This window comes from Streptomyces sp. NPDC026673, assembly GCF_040638135.1.
Lineage (GTDB): Bacteria > Actinomycetota > Actinomycetes > Streptomycetales > Streptomycetaceae > Actinacidiphila.
On record NZ_JBEZXR010000017.1, the window covers coordinates 23,735 to 47,026 of the forward strand.

Here is a 23,292-nt window from a genome sequence, read left to right on the forward strand (position 1 = left end):
ATGCTCACCGCGTCCGAAGTTTCCAACGTTGTACAACCACGTTTCCGACGTGTGCCGCTCTTGGTCCCAGGCACCTCACACCCCTGACCCGCAGCTTTCCTGTCCAGGCGTCGATGACTCCCACGGAAGGTGCACCATGAGTCCTGGCCGACGACGTACCACCCGCTTTGCTCGGTTAACCGCCCTGGTATCGCTCCTCCTCGGAGCGGCTCTGCTGACGCCGCCCCCGGCGACCGCCCGGCCCGCCGACACGACCGACACCACCGCCTCCGCTTCCGCCTCCGCGAGCGCCGACACCGGCCTGCGCGGGGACTACTACCGGATGTCCAGCGGCACCGCCCTCGACTTCGCCCAGTACACCGGCACCCGGATCGACGGCTCGCTGCACGTCGACGACCTGCTGCCCACCCTGCGGACCTACGCCGGCACCACCGACAACGTCGCCGTGCGCTGGACCGGCCGGCTCGAGGTGCCCTCCGACGGCACATACACGTTCTACATCAAGGGCGACAACGGCTTCCGGATGTCCCTCGACGGCGCGAGCGTGATCGACCACTGGACCACCGACTGGGACGTGCAGACCACCTCCCGGCCGATCACCCTGACCGCGGGCCTGCACGAGCTGTCGCTCGACTACAACCAGGGCAACGGCGGCGCCTACCTGCACACCGAATGGTCGGGGCCGGGCTTCGACCGCCGCCCCGTACCGGACTCGGCGCTGCACCTGCCCGACGGCTTCGCGCCCGCCGACGCCCAGGCCTCGGTCGCCACCTCCGGCCGCACCGCCACCGTGGATCTGGGTTCCCCCGTGACGGACCTCCCCGCCGGCGCGGCCTCGCACGTCGCCCTGCTGTCCGGCGGAACCCGCTGGTCGGCCACGGTGTCCCGCGACCCCAAGCACCCCTCGAGACTGGTCCTGAAGCCCGGTGAGTCCGACACCCCGGTCTCGCTCAACGCCGACGTACGGATCAGCTACGACGGCAGGGGCGGCATCACCACCGCGAGCGGCGACGTCGGGCCCTTCTCGGTCGTCGCGCGCAACGACTCGACGTGGTACTTCCAGACGAAGTGGGCCAAGGACGTCTCCCCGTCCCGCCCGCTGCCCGACTACCCGCGGCCGCAGCTGACCCGCAAGCAGTGGAAGAACCTCAACGGGACCTGGCAGTTCCAGCCCACCGCGCAGGACACGGCGCTCCCCCAGGGCAAGCTGAGCGGCAGCATCGTCGTCCCGTACCCGATGGAGTCGGGCCTGTCGGGCGTCGCCCGGCACCACGACTGGTCGCTGTACCAGCGCACCTTCGCCGTCCCCGAGGACTGGCGGATCCGCTCCGGCAACCGGCTGAACCTCAACTTCGGCGCCGTCGACTACGAGGCCTGGGTCTACGTCAACGGCCGCGAGGTCGCCCACCACACCGGCGGCTACCAGGCGTTCACCGCCGACGTCACCGACGCCCTGACCGGACGCGGCCCGCAGACCCTGCTGGTGAAGGTCAAGGACACCACCGACGACCGCTACGCCCTGGGCAAGCAGTCCCGCGACCCCAGCGGCATCTGGTACACCCCGAGTTCGGGCATCTGGCAGACCGTCTGGATGGAGCCGGTCCCCGAGGCGTCCGTGGAGTCGCTGGTGCTGACCCCGAACGTCGCGGACTCCTCGCTCGCCGTCACCGTACGGCCGGGCGCGGGCACCCCCGCGGGTGCCAGGGTCACCGCGACCGCCTACACCCGCGACGGCCGCAAGGCGGGCTCGGTCACCGGCGACGCGGGCACCGCCCTGCGGCTGCCCGTCCCCCGCGCCCGCCTGTGGAGTCCGGACGACCCGTATCTGTACGACCTCGAGGTCACCCTCACCGCCGGGCGCGCAAAGGACCGCGTCGGCTCCTACTTCGGCATGCGGTCGATCGAGGTGGCCCCCGCCGGCGGGACCAACCGGATCAAGCTCAACGGCAAGCCGGTGTTCGTGCTCGCCACCCTGGACCAGGGATTCTGGCCCGACGGCCTGTACACCGCGCCGACCGACGAGGCCCTGAAGTACGACCTCGTCCAGCACAAGGAGCTCGGCTTCAACGCGGTCCGCAAGCACATCAAGGTCGAACCCGCCCGCTGGTACTACTGGGCGGACAAGCTGGGCCTGATGGTCTGGCAGGACATACCCAGCCGGGGCACGGCCGCCGCCGGCACCCCGGAGACCGAGACCTTCGTCGACCAACTGCACCAGATCGTCGACCAGCACATCAGCACCCCGTCCCTCCTGGTCTGGACGCTGATGAACGAGGGCTGGGGCGAGTGGAGCAAGGAGGCCACCGGTCAGCTCGCCGACGCCGTCAAGCGGCAGGACCCCGCCCGCCTGGTCGACGCCCACTCCGGCGTCAACTGCTGTGCCTCCAAGGGCGACTCGGGCCGCGGCGACCTGATCGACTTCCACGACTACCACGGCCCGGCCAACCCGGCCCCGGACGCCGGCCGCGCCGCCGTCGACGGCGAGCACGGCGGCTACTCCTACCTCGTCCCCGGCCACATCCTCGGCACCGCGGGCGGCCAGGACTACGGCGACGCCGCCCACAGCAAGGAGGAACTGACCGCGGCCTACGTGGAGAACACCCGCAGACTGCTGCGCCCGGCCGCGTGCGGTCTGTCCGGATCGGTCTACACGCAGATCACGGACGTCGAGGGCGAGCTCAACGGCCTGATCACCTACGACCGCGACGTGGTCAAGGTGCTCCCGGAACAGGTACGGGAGGTCAACCGCCAGGTCATCGCGGCCGGTGCCGCCGCGGGCGGGACCGACGTGCCGCCCGGCACCCCCGGGGCGCGGGGCGTCGGCTGGTGGCCCCTGCACGAAGGGACCGGCACCGTCGCCGAGGACGTCGCCGGTGACCACGACGGCACCCTGACGGGCGGGACGAGCTGGACGACCGGCCCCAACGGCGCCGCCCTGCAACTCGACGGCCGCACCGGCTTCGTCGACACCGGCGCCCCGGTCCTGAACACCGACACCCACGACTACTCGGTGGCCGCCTGGGTCCGGCTGGACGACAAGGGCCACTTCAGCACCGCGGTCTCCGTCGACGGAGACACCAACAGCGCCTTCTACCTGCAGTACTCGCAGGCCGACAAGCGGTTCGCGTTCAGCTTCGCCGGCAGCAGGGCCCTCGCGGGCACCATCGGGGAGCCCGAGGCCGGGCGCTGGTACCACCTGGTGGGCAGCTACAGCCACCGAGACGGCCGGCTGCGGATCTACGTCGACGGCAGCGAGTCCGGCTCGGTCCGCGGCTGCAACGCCGAGGGGCCCTCGGGCCATCTGGTGATCGGCCGCGGCAAGTACGGCGGCAACCGCGTCGACTACTGGGGCGGCGCGATCTCCGATGTGCACGCCTACGACCGCGCGCTGAGCGCGGCGGAGGTGGCCTCGCTGGCGGCCGGCGAACCCGCCGCGCCGGCCACGACCCGCTGATCACGGGCGGCCCGCCCCGTCACGGGGCGGAGCGGGCCGCCTCCCGGGCCCCTGGGGGAGCCACCGCAATCCCCTGAACAGGTCGCACACCGCTCTCCGAGGAGTTGAACGTTCATGAGCACCTCCCGTACCACCCGCTTCCTGGCCATCGCGTGCCTCACCGCCGCGGCCGCCCTGACCGCCACCTCCTGCGCCAAGGAGGAGGGTTCCGGCACCGCCTCCGCCTCCGCCTCCTCCGAGGGCGCCCAGGTCGTGCAGTCCCCGACCGCGTCCGCCCCCGGCGGCGACGGCTGCACCCTGCAGACCTACGGGGCGAAGAAGATCGACCTCAAGGACGCCGTCGTCGGCTTCTCGCAGTCGGAGAAGGAGGCCAACCCCTTCCGCATCGCCGAGACCCAGTCCATCAAGGACGAGGCGGCGAAGCTCGGCGTCAAGAAGCTCCTCACCACCAACGCGCAGTCCCAACTGCCCAAGCAGATCAGCGACATCCAGGACATGCTCGCCCAGGGCGCCCAGCTACTGATCGTCGCCCCGCTCAACTCCGACGGCCTGGAGCCCGCGCTGCGTGCGGCGGCCGCCAAGCACGTGCCCGTCATCACCATCGACCGCAAGATCAACGCCACCGCCTGCAAGGACTACGTCGCCTTCCTCGGCTCGGACTTCGTCGAGCAGGGCAAGCGCGCCGCGGATCAGATGATCAAGGTCACCGGCGGCAAGGGCAAGGTCGCCATCCTTCTCGGCGCCTCCGGCAACAACGTCACCACCGACCGGACCAAGGGCTTCGTCGACCAGATCAAGGCCGAGGCCCCCGGCCTGGAGATCGTCGCCCAGCAGACCGGCGAGTTCGCCCGCGACAAGGGCCAGCAGGTGATGGAGCAGCTGATCCAGGCCAACCCCGGGATCACCGCCGTCTACGCGGAGAACGACGAGATGGGCCTCGGCGCCGTCACCGCGCTCAAGGCGGCCGGGAAGAAGCCCGGCAAGGACGTCAAGATCGTGTCCATCGACGGAACCCGCAACGCCGTCCAGGCGCTGGCGAACGGCCAGTACAACGGCGTCATCGAGTCCAACCCGCGTTTCGGGCCGCTCGCCTTCGCCACCGCGCAGAAGTTCTTCGCCGGCGAGGCCATCCCCGAGGACGTGATCATCTCCGACCGCGAATACGACGCGTCGAACGCCAAGGACTCGCTGGCCGGGGCGTACTGAGCCCCGCCGCCGGCCGCCCGGTCCTCCTCCCCGGCCGGGCGGCCGGCCGCTCCCCCGGTTCTCCGACCCCGCGAACCCATGGAAGGCCCGCTATGGCACCCCCCGAAGCGGCACCGGCCGCACCGCCGCCCGGACCGGGCGGCCCCACCGCCCCCGCGGTGCTGGAGGCCGTCGGCGTCGTCAAGCGCTTCCCTGGCGTGACGGCGCTGGACGACGTCTCGTTCACCCTGCGCCGCGGCGAGATCCACGCCCTCGTCGGCGAGAACGGCGCCGGCAAGTCCACCCTGATCAAGGTCCTCACGGGAGTGCACCGCCCGGACGCCGGCGAAGTGCGGCTCGACGGCACCGCGGCCTCCTTCACCCGGCCCTCCGACGCCCAGAAGGCCGGGGTCACCACCATCTACCAGGAGGTCAACCTCGTCCCGCTGATGAGCGCGGCGCGGAACATCTTCCTGGGCCGCGAGCCCAAGAACCGCCTCGGGCTCATCGACTTCCCGCGGATGCACCGGGAGGCGGCCGCGCTCCTGGCGGGATTCGGCGTGACCGCGGACGTCCGCCGACCGCTCGGCAGCCTCGGCGTCGGCACCCAGCAGATGGTGGCGCTGGCCCGGGCGGTGTCGGTGCGGGCGAAGGTCGTGGTGATGGACGAACCGACCTCGGCGCTGGAGCCGCGCGAGGTCGAGACCCTCTTCCGGGTCATCGCGGAGCTGCACGGCCGCGGGATCTCCGTCCTCTACGTCAGCCACCGGCTCGAGGAGCTCTACCGGATCTGCGACCGGGTCACCGTGCTCCGCGACGGACGGCTCGTGCACACCGGCGACCTCGCGGACCTGGACCGGATGCAGCTGGTCGCGATGATGCTCGGCCGCGAGGTCTCCGAGGTGCGCCGGCACGGCCGGACCGGCTTCGGCGAGGACCACCACCCCGATCGTGAACCGGTGCTCACCGCCTCGGGGCTGAGCCGCCGGCACGTCCTGGACGGCATCTCGCTGGAGCTGCGCCCCGGCGAGGTGCTCGGCCTGGCCGGTCTGCTGGGCTCCGGGCGCAGCGAGACCGCCAAGGCGCTGGCCGGGGCGCTGCCGCTGGACTCGGGATCGGTGACGGTCGCCGGCAGACGGCTGGGCCGCCCCTCCCCCGCCGCCGCGATCCGCGCGGGCATCAGCCTGCTGCCCGAGGACCGCAAGGCCGAGGGCATCGTCCCGGGCCTGTCGGTACGGGAGAACATCGTGCTGGCCGCCATGCCGCGGCTGTCGCGGGCCGGGGTCGTGTCCCGCGCCCGCCAGGACCGCGTCGTCGAGATCTTCATGAAGCGCCTGAGGATCAAGGCCTCCGGACCCGAGCAGAAGGTCGGCGAGCTGTCCGGCGGCAACCAGCAGAAGGTGCTGCTGGCCCGCTGGCTCTGCCTGGAACCCAAGGTGCTGCTGCTCGACGAGCCGACGCGCGGCATCGACGTGGGGGCCAAGGCCGAAGTGCAGGCGCTGGTGGACGAACTTGCCCAGGAGGGACTCGCGGTGCTGCTCATCTCCTCCGACATCGAGGAGCTCGTCGAGGGCGCGGACCGGCTGGTGGTGCTGCGTGGCGGCGCGGTGGCCGGCGAGCTGACCGGCGAGCGGGTCGGCGAAGGGGAACTGCTGGAGGTGCTCGCCGCCCACGCGCCCGCCGAGGAGAACGGCGCCGGCGGCGGGGAGGTGCGGAACGATGGCTGAACTCTCCCCTGCCGTGCGGCGCGGCCAACTCCGGCTCCCCTCCTCCGCCTGGTTCCAGGCGTACGGGGTGTACGCGGCGGTGGCCGTGCTGGTGGTCTTCAACGCGGTCTTCACCGACCATTTCCTGACCGCCGCCAATCTGCGCACCCAACTGGTCCAGGTGGCCCCGGTGGTGATCGTCGCACTGGGAATGGCCCTGGTGATCGGCACCGAGGGGGTGGACCTGTCGGTGGGGTCAGTGATGGCCCTCGCCGCCGCGCTGCTGCCGCTGTACCTGGGCTACGGCCTGCTGCCCTCGCTGCTCGCGGCGCTCGCCGCCGGGGCGGTGGTGGGCGCGGTCAACGGCACACTGGTGGCGGTGGTGGGCCTGCAACCGATCGTCGCCACCCTCGCGCTGTTCGTCGGCGGGCGTGGTCTGGCCCTGGTTCTCGCCGACGGGCAGTTGAAGCAGATCGCCAACCCCGGCCTGCTGGGCCTGGGCACCGACGACGTCCTGGGCGTCCCGGTGGTGGTGCTGATCGCCGGTGTGCTCGCCCTGCTGGTCGCCGGCGTCGTGCACCGCACCACCTTCGGACGTCAGCTCGTCGCGATCGGCGGCAACCGGGCCGCCGCCGGGCTGGCCGGTCTGCCGGTGAAGCGGGTGCTGATCGGCGTGTACGTGCTGTGCGGGGTGCTGGCCGCGCTGGCCGGCGTGCTGGCCACCGCCCGTCTGACGGCCAGTGACCCCTCCACGCTGGGCACCCTGATGGAGCTGTCCGCGATCACCGCGGTGGTGGTGGGCGGCACCCCGCTCACCGGTGGATCGGTGCGCGTCCTGGGCACGGTCTGCGGCGCGCTGCTCATGCAGCTGCTGCGGGCCACCCTGGTCAAGCACGATCTTCCCGACTCCACCGCGCAGATGGCCCAGGCCGTCATCATCCTCGTCGCCGTCTACGTCGCCCGGGAGCGTCGATCCCGATGAAGTCACTCACCACGCCCCGCTCCGCCGGGGCGACGCCGGAACCGCCCGCGGTGGCGGCGGCCCGAGCCGGGGACCGGGGGCGGCTGGCCGTCCTGGTGCAACGGCAGGGCGTACTCGCCGTCCTGCTGCTGCTCGTCCTCGTCTCCTCCTTCGTCTTCCCCTCCTTCGGGACCGTCGACAACGCCCGGAACATCACCGTGCAGGCCTCGTTCCTGGCGATCGTGGCACTCGGCATGACACTGGTCGTCATCACCGGCGGCATCGACCTGTCGGTCGGCTCGGTCTTCGCGCTCGGCGGCGTCCTGGCCGCGTGGGCCTCGCAGTACGGCATGCTGCCCGCGCTGCTGCTGCCGCTGGCGGTGTGCGGGCTGCTCGGCACCGTGCACGGTCTGCTGATCGCGCGGGCCGGCATGGCCCCCTTCATCGTCACGCTGGCGGGGCTGCTGGCCGCCCGCGGACTGCTGCTGGCCCTCACCGAGGAGGGCGCCGACACCTATCTGGTGCCTCGCGGTTCGGCCTTCGCCGAGCTCGGGCAGGGCACTGTGGCGGGGTTCGGCCACCCGGTGCTGATCGCGCTGGTGCTCTTCGCCGTCGGCGGACTCGTGCTGCAGCGCACCTCGTTCGGCCAGTCGCTGTTCGCGGTGGGCGGCAGCCCGGACGCGGCCACCCTGATGGGGCTGCCCGTGGCCAGGACCCGGGTGCTGGTCTACGCGGTCAGCGGACTGCTGGCGGGCTTCGCCGGTGCCCTCAACGCCGCCCGCCTGTCCTCCGGGGTGACCATCATCGGGGTCGGCATGGAACTGGACGCCATCGCCGCGGTGGTCATCGGGGGCACACTGCTGATCGGGGGTTCCGGCTCGATCAGCGGCACCCTGTGGGGCGTACTGGTGCTGGCGGTGATCCAGAACCTCATCAACCAGATCGGCTCCCTCAATTCGTCGTACCAATCGGTGGTCAGCGGCGGCTTCCTTATCGTGGTGGTCGTGGCCCAGCGGTATCTCGCGCGGGGACCGCGCACCACATGATCGCGCCGGTGCCGGAGGACCGTGCGCGGCCCTCCGGCACCGGCCCAACCCGGAGGGAGCGCCGTGGGCGTCAGCCTCAAGGACGTCGCGCAGCGCGCGGGAGTGTCCATCAAGACCGTCTCGAACGTCGTGAACGACTACCCGCACGTCACACCCGCGATGCGCGCGCGGGTCCAGCAGGCCATCGACGAGCTGGGCTACCGGCCCAACCTGACCGCGAGGCACCTCCGCAAGGGCCGCACCGGCATCATCGCGCTGGCCCTGCCGGAGCTGGGCAACCCGTACTTCGCCGAACTGGCCGGTGCCGTCATCGACGCCGCCGCCCGCCACGACTACACCGTGCTGCTCGACCACACCGCGGGCGAACGCCGCAAGGAGATCCTGGTCAGCCAGGGGTTCCGCGCCCATGTCATCGACGGTCTGATCCTCTCGCCGATCGAACTGGAGGGATCGGATCTGCTGGCGCGCAGCGACAGCTCACCCCTGGTGCTGCTCGGGGAGCGGGAGTACGACGCCCCCTACGACCACATCGTGATCGACAACGTGGCCGCGGCGCGCAGCGCGGTGCGGCATCTGGCGGGGATCGGCCGGCGGCGCGTCGCCTTCCTCGGCGCCCGCAGCGAGATCGCCCGGCAGCCGGCCCACCTGAGACTGCGCGGCTGGCGCGAGGAACTGGCCGCCTGCGGGCTGCCCCACGGTGACGACCTGGTCGCCACCGCCTCCGGCTACGGCCGGGCGGACGGCGCCCAGGCGATGGCCGACCTCCTGGACCGCGGGGCGCTCCCGGACGCGGTCTTCGCCTACAACGACCTCCAGGCGATCGGCGCCCTGCGGGTCCTCACCACACGGGGGCTGCGCGTGCCGGAAGACGTCGCCATCGTCGGCTTCGACGACATCGAGGAGGGACGCTACGGCGCGATCACCCTGACCACGATCTCGCCCGACAAGAAGGCCATCGCGCGTCAGGCCGTCGACTGCCTCGTCCAGCGGCTGACCGGGACCCCGGACGCCCCGCCGCGCCGCGTCCGGCCCGGCTACGACCTCGTCGTCCGCGAATCCACGCTGGGCCGCGGCCACTGACGGCGCCGGCTACGGGGACACCGCCTGCGGGTGCGCCTCCCACCAGCGGTCGGCCGCGGCACGGGCCAGTTCGGCGTCGTACCGCCGGGCGTCGAAGTGGAGTTCCGGCGGGGTCTGTGCGAACGGCCCCCGCCAGTCGGTCCACTCCACGATGTCGCCGCTGCGGCGCACGAACACCGAGAGGTGGCCGCAGCAGCCACCGGTGCACTCCGGTTCCCCCAGCTCGACGCGGCGTCCCTCCCCGATCGCCGCCAGGGGGCCGGGCCGGTCCGGGGGCAGCGCCCACCGCGCGTACGGGCCGCGGCCGCCCGGTCCGACCAGTTCCCCGACCAGGTCGTCCCCGTCGACCAGCAGCCGCAGCCGGGCGGCGGTGTACCGGTGGTCCGGCGCCGACACCCGTATCTCAAGCCGATTGAACACCGGGCCACCCTATGGGCGCGTGCGGGCACCACTCCACGGTTTTCTTTACCAATCGTTCGTTCCAGATATGTGCTAGCCTCCGAAGGCAGGCCGGAAGACCGGTCGGCGTCCCGCGGACGTCACCGGAACACGCACATCGCAGCCCGGCCGCCCATCCCCGTCACATGTCACATGAACGCCCGGCCACGATCCTCGATGGCACTCGGGCGCCGAAGGGAGCCCCATGTCCGATCGTCTGCACTCCAAGGTCGTCCTCGTCACGGGAGGAACGTCCGGCATGGGCGCCGCCTTCGCCAGGCGCGCCGCGGCCGAGGGCGCGACCGTCGTCATCGGCGCACGCGACAAGGCGCGCGGCGAGGCGGTCCTCGCCGAGATCGAAGCCGCCGGGGGCCGCGGGCGCTTCCTGCCGACGGACGTCACCGCCGAGGAGGACGTGGCCCGCCTCGTCGACTACGCGGTCACCGAATTCGGCGGCCTGCACGGCGCGTTCAACAACGCGGGCGGTGGCGACAACCAGCGCGACTTCGGGTCGACCGACTCCGCCTTCTGGCATCACATGATCGCGACCAACCTGACCAGCGTCTTCTACAGCCTGAAGTACGAGCTCCCGGCGATCGCCGCGTCGGGCGGCGGGTCGATCGTGAACAACGCGTCGACGGCGGGCGTGGTGGGCGACGCGGGCATGCCGGCCTACGTCGCGGCCAAGCACGGCGTACTGGGCCTGACCCGCTCCGCGGCGCTGGACTCCGCCAAGGCGGGCGTCCGCGTCAACGCGCTGGTCACCGGGCTCATCGACACCCCGCTGTGGCGTTCCGCGATCCAGGCCTACCCGGAGATCGAGGACCGGTTCCTGGGGCAGATCCCGACCGGCCGAGCCGGCGCCGAGGAGGACGTGGCCGCGTTCACCGCCTTCCTGCTCAGCGACGAGAGCACCTTCATCAACGGCGCGGCACTCGCCATCGACGGCGGCTTCACCGCACGGTGACCGACGCCACGCGCCGAAGGCCGTCCCGCCATGGCGGGACGGCCTTCGGCGTGGTGCCGCGTTCGCGTCGACCCCCGCAAAGATGCCGTAAATTCTTTTGACCGATCGTTCCGGTCAGACGGGTCAGCCGAGCGCGTCCAGCGCGGCGTCGACCACGGCAGTCAGCGCGTCGCGGTCCGGGTTGATCGCGCCCATCACCCGGAGCCCGTGCATCGTCACGACGAGATACCGGGCCAGGTCCCGCGCGTCACGCCTGCCGGACACCTGCCCCTCCGCCTGGGCCTCCGCGACGACCCGGGTCAGCGCGTCCTCCAGCAGGGCGGTCGTCGACTGCACATGGGTGGCGACCTGCGGATCGTGGGCCATCCGCTCCGTGGCGGCGCCGACGATCAGGCAGGCCCGCCGGCTGCCGTCGCGCACGATCTCGTCCACCGCCGCGACCAGCACCTCGCGGAGCAGCTCACGGCCCGGGGCGCCGCCGCGCAGGACCTCGACCAGCGGCAGCGCGTAGTGCTCCCGATAGCGGTCCATGGCCGCCAGGTACAGCCCCTCCTTGTTGCCGAAGGCCGCGTACAGCGATCCACGGCCCACGCCGGTGGCGTCGACCAGGTCCTGGATCGACGTGCCTTCGTATCCCTTGCGGCGGAAGGCGTTCATCGCCGCCTCCACAGCCCTTTCGGTGTCGAACTCCCTGACGCGTGCCATGGGCGGAGTGTACGCCTATCCGGAACGAACGGTCCAGTTTTGACGGCAAGGTCACAGCCATACCCCCCGGGGGGCATGGCGACCGAAGATTTTTTTGACCTATCGTTCCAATTAATGTTCACTGCCATACGGGACGGTCGCCCTCTGGCAGGACCGCCCGGAAGCCGCCCTCCCGGGCGACGGCGCCGGCATCCCAGCGCCTAGAAATCGCACTCGCAATCGCACTCGATCCGAACCGAAAACCCCCAAGGAGCACAGCCATGCCCAAGGACGCTCTTCCCCCCCGATCCGCGGCGCTGGTCGGCCCTGATGTTCATCGGCATCGCGCAGCTCATGGTCTTCCTGGACGGCGCCATCATGAACATCGCCCTGCCGTCCGCCCAGCGGGACCTCCACTTCACCGACGGCGGCCGTCAATGGGTCATCACCGCCTACGGCCTGGCTTTCGGCGGCCTGCTCATCCTCGGCGGACGCCTGGCCGACCTGTGGGGGCGCAAGCGGGTGTTCGTCATCGGGCTGATCGGCTTCGCCGCGGCCTCCGGACTCGGCGGCGCCGCCCCCGACCTGCCCACGCTGCTCGCCGCCCGCGCGCTCCAGGGCGCCTTCGGCGCACTCCTGGCCCCGGCCGCCCTGGCACTAATCTCCCTGGCCTTCACCGACGCCAAGGAGCGCGCCAAGGCCTTCGGCGTCTACGGCGCCATCGCCACGGCGGGCGGCGCGACCGGTCTGCTGCTCGGCGGGGTGTTCACCGAGTACGTCGACTGGCGCTGGGGGTTCTACGTCAACCTGCCCATCGCGGCCATAGGCATCGCCGGCGTCCTGACCACCGTGCGCGACCACGGCGGACCCGCGGACCGCGCCCGACTGGACGTCCCGGGGGCCGTGCTGGCGAGCGGCGGCGCGGTCGCCCTCGTCTTCGGCTTCTCCAAGGCGGAGACCGACGGCTGGGGGGCGGGCGTGACCGTGGGCATGTTCGTCCTCGCCGCGCTCCTGCTGGCGGGCTTCGTCCTCCTGCAGGCGAAGACGGCCTCGCCGCTGCTCCCCCTGCGCGTCCTGGCGGAGCGCAATCGCGCGGGCGTCTACCTGTCCCTGGGACTGTCGGTCATGACCATGTTCGGCATGTTCCTCTTCCTCAGCTACCACTTCCAGCTGGTCAAGGAGTGGACCCCGGTCCAGAGCGGTGCCGCCTTCATCCCGATGGCGGCCGCCCAGGCCGTCGGCTCCACCCAGATCGGCGCCCGCCTCTCCCACCGCGTCCGCCCCGGCCTGCTGATGAGCGCCGGGTACGCGGTGTCCGGTGCCGGCGTACTGATGCTCGCGCTGCTCACCCCCGCCTCCTCCTTCGGCCGCATCGCCCTCGCCGAAGTGGTCGTCGGCGTCGGCATCGGCACGGCCTTCATGCCCGCCTTCAGTCTGGGCGCCCACGGGGTCGAGTCCCGCGACGTCGGGGTCGCCTCCGCCATGACCAACACCGCGCAGCAGGTGGGCGGCTCCGTCGGCACCGCACTGCTCAACACCGTCGCCGCCGGCGCCACCACCGCATACCTGGCCGCCCACCACGGCTCGGCCGCCTTCACCAAACTCTCGCTGGTGCACGGCTACTCGGTCGCCTACCGGTGGGGCGCCGGAATCCTCGCCCTCGCGGCGCTGATCGCGTTCTTCGCCATCGACGCGGGGAAGCCGGGACGGCGCGGGCGGGTCGTCCGGTCCGGGGACCGCCGGACGCGGGAGCTCCGGCACGCGGAATGACGCAGCGTCGACTTCGTCCTGCCGCTCATCAGGCTCCAGCAGGAAGGCGGTTGACGTGCCACGCCCAGGCCGTCACCGGTCGGATCGCACCGGTGACGACCTGGGCTCCCCCGAGGGGGACGGAGGTACCTCGTCAGCTGACGCGGCGGGCCCGCACGCCGTCGGCCTCGAAGTCGTAGACGTACTTGTTGATCCGGAGGCCGTCGACCGCGCCCACCCAGAGGTTGTCACGCCCCTTGCCGACCGCGACGGAGTAGATGGTCGCCTGCGGGAGCCCATTTTTCAGCGTTGTGAAGTCGCACGGACTGGCCTGCGTGCACCGAGGCGAGAGCTCGTTGCCGCTGAGGAACCACTGGCCGCCCAGAACGGTGGCGTCAAGGAACTTGCTCCACCTGTTCAGGCGGTCCGTCGGGACCGCCGGCGGCAGCCACACCAGCGTGGTGTAGGTGTCGCCCGGATGCGATGCCAGGTTGGGATTGGCCTCGATCCTGATGTTCGGCAGGTTACGGTCGTTCGCGTAGTTCACGTTCTCGCCGGTCTGGAAAACGTGGAACCCGAGATGCGTGAGGTCCCGCACCCGATTGCCGTAGAAGTCGACCTCATTGCCGAAGTCGACCTTCTCGCTCGGGGTGGGCAGCGTGGTCGAGTTGTTCGCCACCTCAATGCCCAGGCTGCCGTTTCCGTAGGGCGGCCTCGAGCCGATCCCTGTGACGAACGGGCCGTCCCTCAGGGCGGCGACAGGCGAGCCGATCGTGTTGCGGGTGATCACACCCCAGTGATCCGAGCCTATGGAGTTTCCGTCCGCGAGGGCGGACACCGATCCTGACAGGGCCGAGGTGACGACGGTGGCCAGAGCGATGGCCGTGCGTATCTTTCCTCGGCTCGCACCAAAGCGAACCTTCACACCCACTCCTTGCGGGTAGTCGAAGGGCGTGGCCCACGGCCGTGCCCGGCGGCGTGCGAGGACGCACGTCACCGCGGGCCGGCAGCCGTCGAGCCGTGGCCCTTCGAGTCTTCAGGGGATCATGGTCAGTGGTCGCGCTGTGTGCGGGGGGTACGTCCAAGGCACCGGTCTTCGGCGGGGCGGGGTTCCCGCCGCCGAAGACGCGGGCCCCGGCAGGGTGGGTGAGGCGGACCGTCAGGCGACGGCCGAAGCCGTCCCGCGGTCCCCTGATCCCAGCCGAACCCGAAATGCACATGATCACCGTTACACGGGGTGACGTGCGCCGCATCCTGGATGGGCCGTTCGTAGCGGGGGCGCCCGGGAGTCCGAGCCGTGGCCGCGGCCTGGCCGGTTGTCACGACAGGGTGCGGACCGACGCCGCCGACCGCCTCTGATAGGGCCTCTCAGTCACCGGCGAGCCAACGCCGCAACGCCTGGAGGGTGATGACGGCCCCGACCAAGGCGCGCCGCTGCGGTGCCGTCAGCCGCGGGTCGAAACGGATCTCGTATCTCTGACGCAGGGTGACGCCTGCGGCCGACGACACGGTGACACGGACGAGTTCGGCGTCCGAATCGTCCTTGACGAGCCACGCCGAGCCTGCCAAAGCCGTCCGGTCGAGGCACAGTACGTCGGCCGACTCGTCGGCACTCACCCGAAGTCCCAGCGTCGAGAAGAGGGAATTGCGCAGTCGCACCCCGCCTGCCGGACGGCCGCGGCCGTCAGTGAAGACGAACGGCATCCTGTGCGGTTTGCCCGGTCCGACCGCCACCGTCATGACGGTTCGGCCCGCCCGGTCGGTGAGGGTGTAGGTGGGCTTGCCGCGCTTCGGCGTGGTGTCGTGCAGCGTCGCGAACCGGGTGCCGTCCGCGGCGGAGAGGTTCATCACCGGCTTCCCGGGACCGATGAGCGGGCCCCTCTTGGACTCCGTGAGCACCACTTCCGGCAGGCTGAACATCTCCGGCAGCCGGTCCGGCGTTCCCCCGTCCTCAGGTCGCACTCCCACGCCCCCGCTCGCCCGCGACCGCCATCGCCCTCCACGCCCCACGACAGGTATACCCCCGCCCGTGACAACGACGCCCGGCGTGAATGAAACTGACGAAACTTCAGAAGTGGGTGGTGATGCCGAACACCCGTCGGAGCTGCGCCATGTCGTGGCGGTCGCGCTCGGCCGGCTCGTAGCCCTGGTGGAAGTGGACCTGCTGCTCGGCCGAGAGGCACGGCACCGCTACGCCGTGGATGGTGCCGGTGGTGAAGCACGAGGCGGGGTAGCGGAACGGGCGCCCGGGGTCGGGGGATGCCTGGACGGCGGAGCCGTCCGCGGCGAAGTCCAGGGGATGCAGGTCGACTTCGCGCCGGGCCGGGTCGGCGACGACGAACCGCACGGGGCGCCAGTCGAGCGTCTCGGTGAACCCGGCGTCCGCGAGGGCCGCCACGACGGCCGGTTCCTGCTCGGTGCGGTGCATCAGGTCCAGGTCGCGGTGCGGCCGGGTCTGCTCGCCGACCAGAGCGTCGACACCCCATCCGCCGCCGATCCAGATGTCCGCGCCCGCGCCGCGGAGCACGGCGAGGAGAGACAGGACGTCGTCAGCCGTCATCATGCCGCGCACCGTAGTGCACCGGTACGGCGGCCGCGACCTTCCCGCGGGGCCGGCACCGCATCGGCGGGTACGCGGCCCGGCGTCCCCGACCCCGAGCGTCATCAATTGCGCCGATCGCAACATGAGATCCATCGATTTGCCTCATCTCCTGCCCGGGATCCACCCTGGCATCACACCCTCAAGCGCCCCAGCCGGGTCCCGGCAGGCCGGGCGGTGTGCCGCGCGGAACGGGGTGAGCACCGGGAAGGTGGAGACATGACCATGGACATCCGGCTCGACCCGACCGGGCGCCGTCTGCACGACGCCGGTGAACGCCTCCGGGCGGCGGGCCCCGCCGCCCCCGTCGAACTGCCCGGCGGCATCGCGGCGTGGTCGGTCGCCCGTTACGACGTGCTGAAGCGGCTCGCCGACGACCCCAGGGTGTCGCGCGACGCGCAGCGGCACTGGCCGGGCCTCGGCGATGTGCCCGACGACTGGCCGCTGTCGCCCTTCCTCGCCCCGGCCACCGTGCTCAACGCCTTCGGGGCGGACCATCGCCGGCTGCGCGCGATCATGGAGCGCGCCTTCTCCCCCGAGCGCGTCGGTGTCATCAAGGCGAGCCTGCGTGCCAGGACCCCGGCCCGCCTCGACGGGCTGGGCACGCCCGGCTCCGGGGAGACGGTCGACCTGCGCGCCCGGTACGCACGGGTCGTCGCGACCGAGACGCTGTGCGATCTGTTCGGCGTACCGGAGGAGCACCGGGATCGGGCCGGAAGGGCGATGCGCCGGTTGCTCGAGCCCTCCTCCGAACCCGAGGAGGCGGCAGCGGGCGTCAGGGGCGCGATGGCCTTCTGGACCGCGCTCCTGGCGGAGAAGGCGGACGCTCCGGGCGACGACATGGCGACCGCCCTCGTCCGGGCGCCGGACATGACCGACGAGGAACGGCTGATGGCCCTCGTCATCACCGTCGCCGGCGGCGTCCCCTCCGCCACCGACCTGATCACCAACGCCGTCCTCAACCTGCTGCGCCACCCCGGGCAGCGCGAGGACGTCCTCGGCGGCGCCGTACCGTGGTCGGCGGTCGTCGAGGAGACCCTGCGCGCCGACTCCCCGGTCCAGTACATGCCGCTGCGCTACGCCGTCGAGGACATCGACCTCGGCGAGGGCGTGGTGATCCGCCGCGGCGAGGCGATCGTCATGGGCTTCGGAGCGGGCGGGCGCGACCCGGCGAGGCACCCGGAGGGCGCGGACGCTTTCGACGTCCACCGGCGCGACAAGGGCCATGTGGCCTTCGGCCACGGCGTCCACCGCTGCGTCGGCGAACCGCTCGGACGCCTGGAGGCGGAGACCGCCCTCCCCGCGCTGTTCGAGCGCTTTCCCGGAATCCGGCCGGCGCGGCCGCCGGAGGAACTGGAGCCGCTGCCCACCTTCGTCTTCAACGGGCGGACGGAGCTGCCGGTCGTGCTCTGAAACCGGTCAGGGCCCGGCTTCTCCGACCCGGATCCGGGCTACCCGGAACCCGGACGGCGCGGGCCGCGGCGCGCGCGGGCCGACGGCGACGGCTCCCACAGCAGGCGCACACCGGTCACGCGGGCGACGGCGCGCAGATGCGGGCCCGTGTTGCCGAGGTACCAGATCGGCCGGTCGGCGTGCCGCCACGCGTAGGCCGGGACGCCGTCGTCCAGCAGGGCGGTCAGTCGCGGCTGGTCCAGCGAGGCGGCCGAGAAGGCATAGAGGGCGTTCAGCCGCGGGGCGATCACCCCGTAGTCGAGCACGCGCGCGAGGGGGTGCTCGTCCAGGACCGTCTCCTCCAGGGCCGTCGCGATCGGGTACCGGGGCGGGAAGGACCTGCCGAGGTCGAGATACATCTGGACGGCCCGGTGCCGGGGGTCGGCCATCGGCGGACCGAGGACGGCCAGCGGGCCGAGGGCGAGTCGCGGCCGTACGAGCATCGCGTGGGTGAACAGGACGCGGAGCAGCGCCACGTTCATCATGAACCGCTCCACCCGCTGCTCGGCGACGGCCAGTTCCTCGTACCGCAGATAGCCGGCGACGATGCTGGCGTTGTGCGCGCGGTACCAGCGGCCAGGGTCGGGTGCGCGGATGAAGTCCAGCCAGTACTCGACGCTGCGGGCGCCGGGCGTGCCCGGGACCCCGGCGGACAGCAGATGGGCCTCGGTCTTGTCGCGCACCAGGCGTTCGTTGACGGCGCGCCACCAGGGACTGCCAGGCGGGTCGGCGGTCTCCGGTGCCAGTACGCCACGGGCGAGCGACCAGCGCATGAAGCTGAGCTCGGCATGGCCGTAACGGCGCCGGGGCCCCGTGGCGAGCCGGTAGAAGTCCTGGGCGAGCGCGTAGCGGGCCGCCGGATCGTCCCGCACATGGGCGACCCGTCGCTCCGCGCGCGCGGCCGCGTCAGCCACGGCGGCCCGACCGGATCGGCATCATGCGGCGACCTCGAGGATCTCGGCACCGGGGCGGCGCCAGGATGGGTGCGGCCCTGGGAAGGCATGCGGGATCACCGTACCGCGATACGCGGGCGTTCCGCCGGTTCGCCCCGGTTTCGCCGGTTTGCTGACTCACCCGACTCACCCGACTCACCCGCCGTCCGGCCCGGCCGGGCCCGCGAAGGTGCCGGGGCCCGGCGCGCCGGATGGCCCGGGTCCGGATGGCCCGGGTCCGGATGGCCCGGGTGACGGTTCCGCCGACGGGCCGTCCGGCGCCGGCCCGCCCCTCACGGTGCGGCCGGTCCGCCGGTCGCCCGACCGGCTCAGGTGGCCGCCGGGACCGTGCGCGGCCCTGGCCGCTCGTCCCGGTAGAAGATGTCGATGTCGACCTCCTCGCCGCCGACCGTGACGGTGTCCCACACGCCGCTGTCCCGGAGGGTGCGCAGCGTCTCGTCCTCCAGGGCGTCCAGGCGCTCCCGCAGGGCGTCGTCGTCGGGCATCCCGGGGATGCGCGGCGCCAGGCGCTCCCGGATGGCGCGGAGTTGCTCCATGAGCCCGTCGATGTCGGCCTCGCGGTCCGGCTTCCCGTCGGCCGCGGCCGCGATGCTCTGCGCGATCTTGTCCTTGATCGCCTGCCCCACCCCGTCCTCGTCCGTGGTGATCATCGCGTTCCAGGCGCGGCTCTTGTGACGGTACTGGAGCATCGACATGGCGGCCTCGTGCCGTACGAAGTCCGCGTCGCGCAGCGGCCTGCCGCGCCAGGTGCCGCTGAGCGTGCGGGCGAGCGAGATGGCGGAGGCCAGGCCGCTGTTCAGGCCGCGCCCGGGCCAGAAGTGGATGGCGTTGGCGGCGTCCCCGAGAAGGAAACCGTATGTTCCCGGGGTGGTCGAGGTCGACGGATACAGGCGGGCCGTGAAGCGCGGACGCTGCACCATGTCCAGCCGGAAGGCGGTGATCGCGCTCAGGTCCTGCTCGTCGACGTCGAAGAGCGTCAGGCCCTCCTTGACGCGCTTCCAGAGCGCCGACCCCTTGATCAGCGCGGGCAGGAAGAACGTGCTGTGGGTGGAGCAGTGGAAGTCGCCGTGCCCGTCGCGGCTCATCACGCAGGGGCGGGAGGCGATGCACTGCTCGAAGACCTGCCGCACCGGATCGATCCCGACGACCTCCCGCGCCTCGGCGTCCGTCAGCCGCATGTTCAGGAAGCCCTCGCCCCGCAGGGCGTTCAGAAGAAAACGATTCTGCGCCACGGTGAGCAGGACCGTCATGGGGTCCGAGAGCTTCGACCGCACGCGCAGCCCCAGCACCACGTCCTGGAGGTGCTCGCCGCCGAGCGAGTAGATGGACTTGTCGGCGGTCCCGAACCTGTCGGTGAAGTGCTCCCGCGTACGGGACCGTCCGCCGTCGCAGATCGCCAGGACATGGCCCTGGGCCACCGCCTCCTGCTGCTCGGCCGCGTCGAACCTGGCGGGCACCAGGCGGATGCGGTCGCGCTTGCCGTTGGCCAGGTCGAGCAGCGCGTCCTCGACGTAGGCGATGCGTATGTTGCGCGGGTTGAAGCCCCGGATCGAGTCGGGGCCGGCCGGCCACATCTCGGTGTACGAGCCCTCGGTGAACAGCCTGTCCCGTACCTCCTCGGGCAGGTTCAGATACTGCCGGCTCTGGACGGTCACGACCTGCTGCCGGCGGACGTTGCCCTGCCCCTCGTCCTTCCAGACGACGCGGTCCCCCTCCTGCGTCCAGCGGCCGTCGTAGACCGTGACGGAGACCCGACGGCCCATCAGGGACTCCAGCAGGAGGGCGAACGACAGCCCGACCGGACCTCCGCCCGCCACGGTGACCCTCAGCACCGGGCCGGGTTCCTCCGGCTCCGCCGGAGGCATCAGCGACTCCAGGAGCGAGAGGTCCAGGATGGTCTCCATCGCGTCCGCGGCCTCGAAGCCGAACGACTCGTCGCCGATGGCGATCACATCGCCCGGCTGCAGCACGTGCGATGTCACCCGCTCCCCGTTGACCCGCGTCCCGTTGCTGCTCCCCCGGTCGTACAGGACGAAGCCGTGCCCCTCGCGGCGCACCTCCGCGTGGAGGCGGGACGCGCTCGCACTGGCGATCACCACCGTGTTCCCGGCCTTGCGCCCGAAGGTGAGGGGCTTGTCGCCGATCCCGAACCTCTCCCCTGCCAAAGGGCCTCGATGCCCGACAATCTCAGGAGGCATTGGTCACTCATCTCCACTTGTCAACGAACCCGGGGAACGCACACTCCCTGGCCGCCGAGCCGTCGCGCACCGCGTCACGTCCCGGTCCGGCCTCCCAGCACCTCTTACCGTCCGCCCTGCCGGGGAGCAGCGGTTCACCGGGCGTCGCGCGCGACGGAGCCGGAGCAACCGGTGTTCCCCGAGCAGAACACCTGCCCAGCCCGCCCACCGCCGGAAACACCGCCGGGGGAAACGGCGCGCGTCCCGTGCGTGCCGGGGCGGCGCCGGGCCGTCGCCGGGCGGCCATGAGCGGATCAGAGCGGTTCGTCCAACGCCTCCCGAACCGCCGCGATCACCGCCTGCCCGTCCGCGCCGAGCCCCCGGGCCTCCGTCACGAACGACCGCGCCAACTCCGCCAGCCGCGCCGGATCCGGGCCCGTGGCGGGCGACGGAAGCGGCGCCACCCGCGTCCCCGCGCCCCGGCGCGTGCGGATCAAGGACGCCGCCTCCAGTTCGCGATAGGCCCGCGCCACCGTTCCCGTCGCCAGGCCCAGATCGGCCGCCAGTTGACGTACCGTCGGCAGGCGTTCGCCCTCGGGGAGACGGCCGGTGACGATGAGAGCGGAGAGCTGGGCGCGGATCTGCTCGTACGGCGGGACGTGGCTGCCGGTGTCGACCTGGATGACCGGGCCGGTCACCGGCGGACCCGGGCCTTGGGCGAGATCACCGTGACCAGGCACCACGGCACCGTGACGAGGGCGACCAGGGCGGCGGGCCACAGCAGGCCGTTCGCCACGCGCCCGAGGGTGCCGTCACAGGTCGTGCCCATCAGGGCGCCGGACGCGGTGGAGGCGGTACCGAGCAGGAGCGCGGAGACCAGCAGGCCCCACGCCGCGACGACGGCCAGTGAGCGGTCGCGGCGCGCCCGGTCGTCGCCGGGCCGCCGGGCGATCCAGGTCAGCGACCAGAGGCAGCACCCCGTCGAGACCGCGAGCGACGCGAGGATGGGCAGACCGTAGAAGGCGCCGGGCCACGGTCCCGCGTCCGCGATGCCGCCGCCCGGGCAGGTGAAGGTCAGGGAACGGCCCGCGCGACCCGCATCGTCGGGCCAGGCCAGCGCGGCTGCCGCGCCCAGGAGGACGACGAGTACGCCGGCCTGGGCGACGAGGAGCGCGGTCATCCGCGGCGGCACGTAGTCGCGGACCCGGCGCGGGGCCAGGCCCGCCGTGCGGACCGCGCCGCGCGGACGGGCCGTCAGCGCGTCCGCCGCCAGGACCCCGGCGACGGCGCACAGGCCGAAAACGGGAATGGCGTACAGGATGCCGACGTCCTCGCCGGACCTGTCGGCCTGCGTCACCAACCGAGCGGCGACGAATCCGGCGAACAGGCCCGCCCAGCGGATGTAGCGGTCGGCTGCCGACGCGGTCGGCACGGTGCCGAGTTCGGACACGAGCTTCTCCCCCCAGGTGAACGCGACCGCTTGTATCAAGCGGCAAGTACAAGATGCCGCCCACGGAAGGCTTGTGTCAAACGATTGATACAACTCGGCCACCGGCCACGCGCCCGGGAACCCCCACCCACACGCCCCCGGCCGAGCACCTGCGCGAGCGGGGCACCGGTCCGGGCGGCCGCGATCCTGCGGGCGCGCAACTGGGCACGGGTACGCGGGTGCGCGGGTGCGCGGGCGGAACCTCGGCTCCCGTCCACACCCGGGCTTCCGCGCGGAACCTGGCCCTAGCATGGGCCCATGCCTCACACACCGTCTCGGGTCGAACTGCGCCCGCTCACCCTCGCCGACCAGGACGAGTTCTGCTCGCTCGTGAAAGCCAGCGCCGAGCTCCATCGGCCGTGGATGCAGCTGCCCACGAGCCCGGAGGAGTTCCAGGCGTGGATGCGCCGCTTCGACGACGGCACCAACCGGGGTTTTCTGATCCGCGTCCGGGAGACCGGCGCGGTTGCCGGCACGGTGAACATCAACTCGATCATCCGGGGCCGTTACCAGGGCGCGTCCCTCGGCTATGCGGCCTTCGCCCCGTCCGCGGGGCGGGGTTACATGACCGAAGGGCTCACCCTCATCCTGCGGCACGCCTTCACCGAGCTGCGGCTCCACCGGCTGGAGGCGAACATCCAGCCGGGAAACAAGGCGTCCTTGGCCGTGGTCCAGCGCCTGGGCTTCCGTTACGAAGGCATCTCGCCCGCCTATCTCTACATCGACGGGGCCTGGCGCGACCACGAACGCTGGTCCCTCACCGCACCGTCCCCGTGGACGCCCGACCCTTCCCTCCCCGAGGTCTAGGCGGCGCAGCGCCGTCCGCCCGGGGTTCCGGGGTCGCCGCCTCACCCGTTCGGAGTAACAGGGACGGCGGCGGCCCGGACCTTGCCGCCGACGGGGTGAACCCGGCCCGATCGGACGGGGGGACGGCGGCGGCATCCCGTCCGATTTGCGTTCGTCGCGGCGGGGAGGACGATATCGCTCGGAGCCCGTTCATCCGGTCCGGTCGGTCGGACCCGTGTCCCCCGACCCCTGTCCGCGCCCGAAGCCGATCGCGCCGTGCCGGCGCGGCGGCCGCACGGAAGGGAGCAGCCGTGTTGATATCTGCCGTGCTCGTCCCGCTCATCCTGCTCGCCATCGTCCTGGCGCCCAACTGGTACCAGGCATGGAAGACGTACTGCGAATCGACGAGGCTGCCCGTGTCGCCGCCGGAGAACTCCGATCCGTCCGCGGGCCGCCGGGGCCGCTGGTCCGCGGAACTCGCGCGGCTGCGGAGCCGCTGGACCCAGGACTGAACCGCGCGCGCAGGCCGCCCGGACCGGTCCGGGCGGCCGGCGCGGCCAACCCCC

The 23,292-nt window shown here is 72.0% G+C and carries 20 protein-coding genes; 11 read left to right on the forward strand and 9 right to left on the reverse strand.

Features of this window, described 5'->3' with window-relative positions; all coding sequences use genetic code 11:
* Positions 1-136: 136 nt before the first annotated feature.
* The 6 genes from AB0F62_RS14725 (at position 137) to AB0F62_RS14750 (ending at position 9,432) form a co-directional block, all read left to right on the forward strand.
* Positions 137-3,454: a LamG-like jellyroll fold domain-containing protein gene (locus AB0F62_RS14725; RefSeq protein WP_361797386.1), complete on the forward strand. Its 3,318-nt coding sequence runs from the start codon at positions 137-139 to the stop codon at positions 3,452-3,454.
* A gap of 114 nt (positions 3,455-3,568) precedes the next feature.
* On the forward strand, positions 3,569-4,660 hold the full coding sequence (locus tag AB0F62_RS14730; protein WP_361797389.1) for an ABC transporter substrate-binding protein: 1,092 nt from the start codon (positions 3,569-3,571) through the stop codon (positions 4,658-4,660).
* A gap of 92 nt (positions 4,661-4,752) precedes the next feature.
* The gene (locus AB0F62_RS14735; protein WP_361797392.1) at positions 4,753-6,366 is read left to right on the forward strand and encodes a sugar ABC transporter ATP-binding protein; all 1,614 of its coding nucleotides are present in this window, start codon (positions 4,753-4,755) and stop codon (positions 6,364-6,366) included.
* Entirely contained in the window at positions 6,359-7,327 is a 969-nt protein-coding gene (locus AB0F62_RS14740) for an ABC transporter permease (protein WP_361797395.1), read from the forward strand. The genes AB0F62_RS14735 and AB0F62_RS14740 overlap by 8 nt, the downstream gene beginning before the upstream one ends.
* Positions 7,324-8,352, forward strand: a complete 1,029-nt coding sequence (locus AB0F62_RS14745) for an ABC transporter permease (RefSeq protein WP_361797398.1) — start codon at positions 7,324-7,326, stop codon at positions 8,350-8,352. Before AB0F62_RS14740 ends, AB0F62_RS14745 begins: the two co-directional genes overlap by 4 nt.
* A 63-nt stretch (positions 8,353-8,415) precedes the next feature.
* Positions 8,416-9,432 (forward strand): LacI family DNA-binding transcriptional regulator, encoded by a 1,017-nt coding sequence (locus tag AB0F62_RS14750; RefSeq protein WP_361797401.1) that lies wholly within the window; start codon positions 8,416-8,418, stop codon positions 9,430-9,432.
* A gap of 9 nt (positions 9,433-9,441) precedes the next feature.
* Here the strand turns inward: AB0F62_RS14750 and AB0F62_RS14755 are convergent, their stop codons facing one another.
* Positions 9,442-9,852 carry a hypothetical protein gene (locus AB0F62_RS14755; RefSeq protein WP_361797404.1) on the reverse strand — a complete coding sequence of 137 codons (411 nt, stop codon included), beginning with the start codon at positions 9,850-9,852 and terminating at the stop codon, positions 9,442-9,444.
* Positions 9,853-10,075: 223 nt separating this feature from the next.
* Between AB0F62_RS14755 and AB0F62_RS14760 the strand changes: the two genes are divergently transcribed.
* On the forward strand, positions 10,076-10,837 hold the full coding sequence (locus AB0F62_RS14760; protein ID WP_361797407.1) for an SDR family oxidoreductase: 762 nt from the start codon (positions 10,076-10,078) through the stop codon (positions 10,835-10,837).
* 123 nt (positions 10,838-10,960) lie between these two features.
* Here AB0F62_RS14760 and AB0F62_RS14765 read toward each other — a convergent pair whose 3' ends face one another.
* On the reverse strand, positions 10,961-11,542 hold the full coding sequence (locus AB0F62_RS14765; protein WP_361797410.1) for a TetR/AcrR family transcriptional regulator: 582 nt from the start codon (positions 11,540-11,542) through the stop codon (positions 10,961-10,963).
* Between the two features lie 309 nt (positions 11,543-11,851).
* Here AB0F62_RS14765 and AB0F62_RS14770 point away from each other — a divergent pair, with 309 nt between their 5' ends.
* Positions 11,852-13,291, forward strand: a complete 1,440-nt coding sequence (locus tag AB0F62_RS14770) for an MFS transporter (RefSeq protein ID WP_361797413.1) — start codon at positions 11,852-11,854, stop codon at positions 13,289-13,291.
* A gap of 133 nt (positions 13,292-13,424) precedes the next feature.
* Here AB0F62_RS14770 and AB0F62_RS14775 read toward each other — a convergent pair whose 3' ends face one another.
* From AB0F62_RS14775 to AB0F62_RS14785, 3 genes are all read right to left on the reverse strand, one after another.
* Positions 13,425-14,195, reverse strand: a complete 771-nt coding sequence (locus AB0F62_RS14775) for a hypothetical protein (RefSeq protein WP_361797416.1) — start codon at positions 14,193-14,195, stop codon at positions 13,425-13,427.
* Between the two features lie 443 nt (positions 14,196-14,638).
* Entirely contained in the window at positions 14,639-15,238 is a 600-nt protein-coding gene (locus AB0F62_RS14780) for a hypothetical protein (RefSeq protein ID WP_361797419.1), read from the reverse strand.
* A gap of 100 nt (positions 15,239-15,338) precedes the next feature.
* Positions 15,339-15,830 (reverse strand): amino acid transporter, encoded by a 492-nt coding sequence (locus AB0F62_RS14785; protein WP_361797640.1) that lies wholly within the window; start codon positions 15,828-15,830, stop codon positions 15,339-15,341.
* A 258-nt stretch (positions 15,831-16,088) separates the two neighbouring features.
* Between AB0F62_RS14785 and AB0F62_RS14790 the strand changes: the two genes are divergently transcribed.
* The gene (locus AB0F62_RS14790; protein ID WP_361797422.1) at positions 16,089-17,282 is read left to right on the forward strand and encodes a cytochrome P450; all 1,194 of its coding nucleotides are present in this window, start codon (positions 16,089-16,091) and stop codon (positions 17,280-17,282) included.
* A 38-nt stretch (positions 17,283-17,320) separates the two neighbouring features.
* Here AB0F62_RS14790 and AB0F62_RS14795 read toward each other — a convergent pair whose 3' ends face one another.
* From AB0F62_RS14795 to AB0F62_RS14810, 4 genes are all read right to left on the reverse strand, one after another.
* A complete protein-coding gene (locus tag AB0F62_RS14795) occupies positions 17,321-18,235 on the reverse strand; it encodes a hypothetical protein (RefSeq protein WP_361797425.1) in 915 nt (304 codons plus the stop codon).
* Between the two features lie 347 nt (positions 18,236-18,582).
* Positions 18,583-20,439: an FHA domain-containing protein gene (locus AB0F62_RS14800; RefSeq protein ID WP_361797428.1), complete on the reverse strand. Its 1,857-nt coding sequence runs from the start codon at positions 20,437-20,439 to the stop codon at positions 18,583-18,585.
* Positions 20,440-20,765: 326 nt separating this feature from the next.
* Positions 20,766-21,149 (reverse strand): GntR family transcriptional regulator, encoded by a 384-nt coding sequence (locus tag AB0F62_RS14805; protein ID WP_361797431.1) that lies wholly within the window; start codon positions 21,147-21,149, stop codon positions 20,766-20,768.
* Positions 21,146-21,940, reverse strand: coding sequence for a hypothetical protein (locus tag AB0F62_RS14810; protein ID WP_361797434.1), 795 nt, complete (start codon positions 21,938-21,940; stop codon positions 21,146-21,148). The genes AB0F62_RS14805 and AB0F62_RS14810 overlap by 4 nt, the downstream gene beginning before the upstream one ends.
* A gap of 258 nt (positions 21,941-22,198) precedes the next feature.
* Here AB0F62_RS14810 and AB0F62_RS14815 point away from each other — a divergent pair, with 258 nt between their 5' ends.
* Entirely contained in the window at positions 22,199-22,747 is a 549-nt protein-coding gene (locus tag AB0F62_RS14815) for a GNAT family N-acetyltransferase (protein WP_361797437.1), read from the forward strand.
* Positions 22,748-23,037: 290 nt separating this feature from the next.
* Entirely contained in the window at positions 23,038-23,238 is a 201-nt protein-coding gene (locus tag AB0F62_RS14820) for a hypothetical protein (RefSeq protein WP_361797440.1), read from the forward strand.
* Positions 23,239-23,292: the final 54 nt, after the last annotated feature.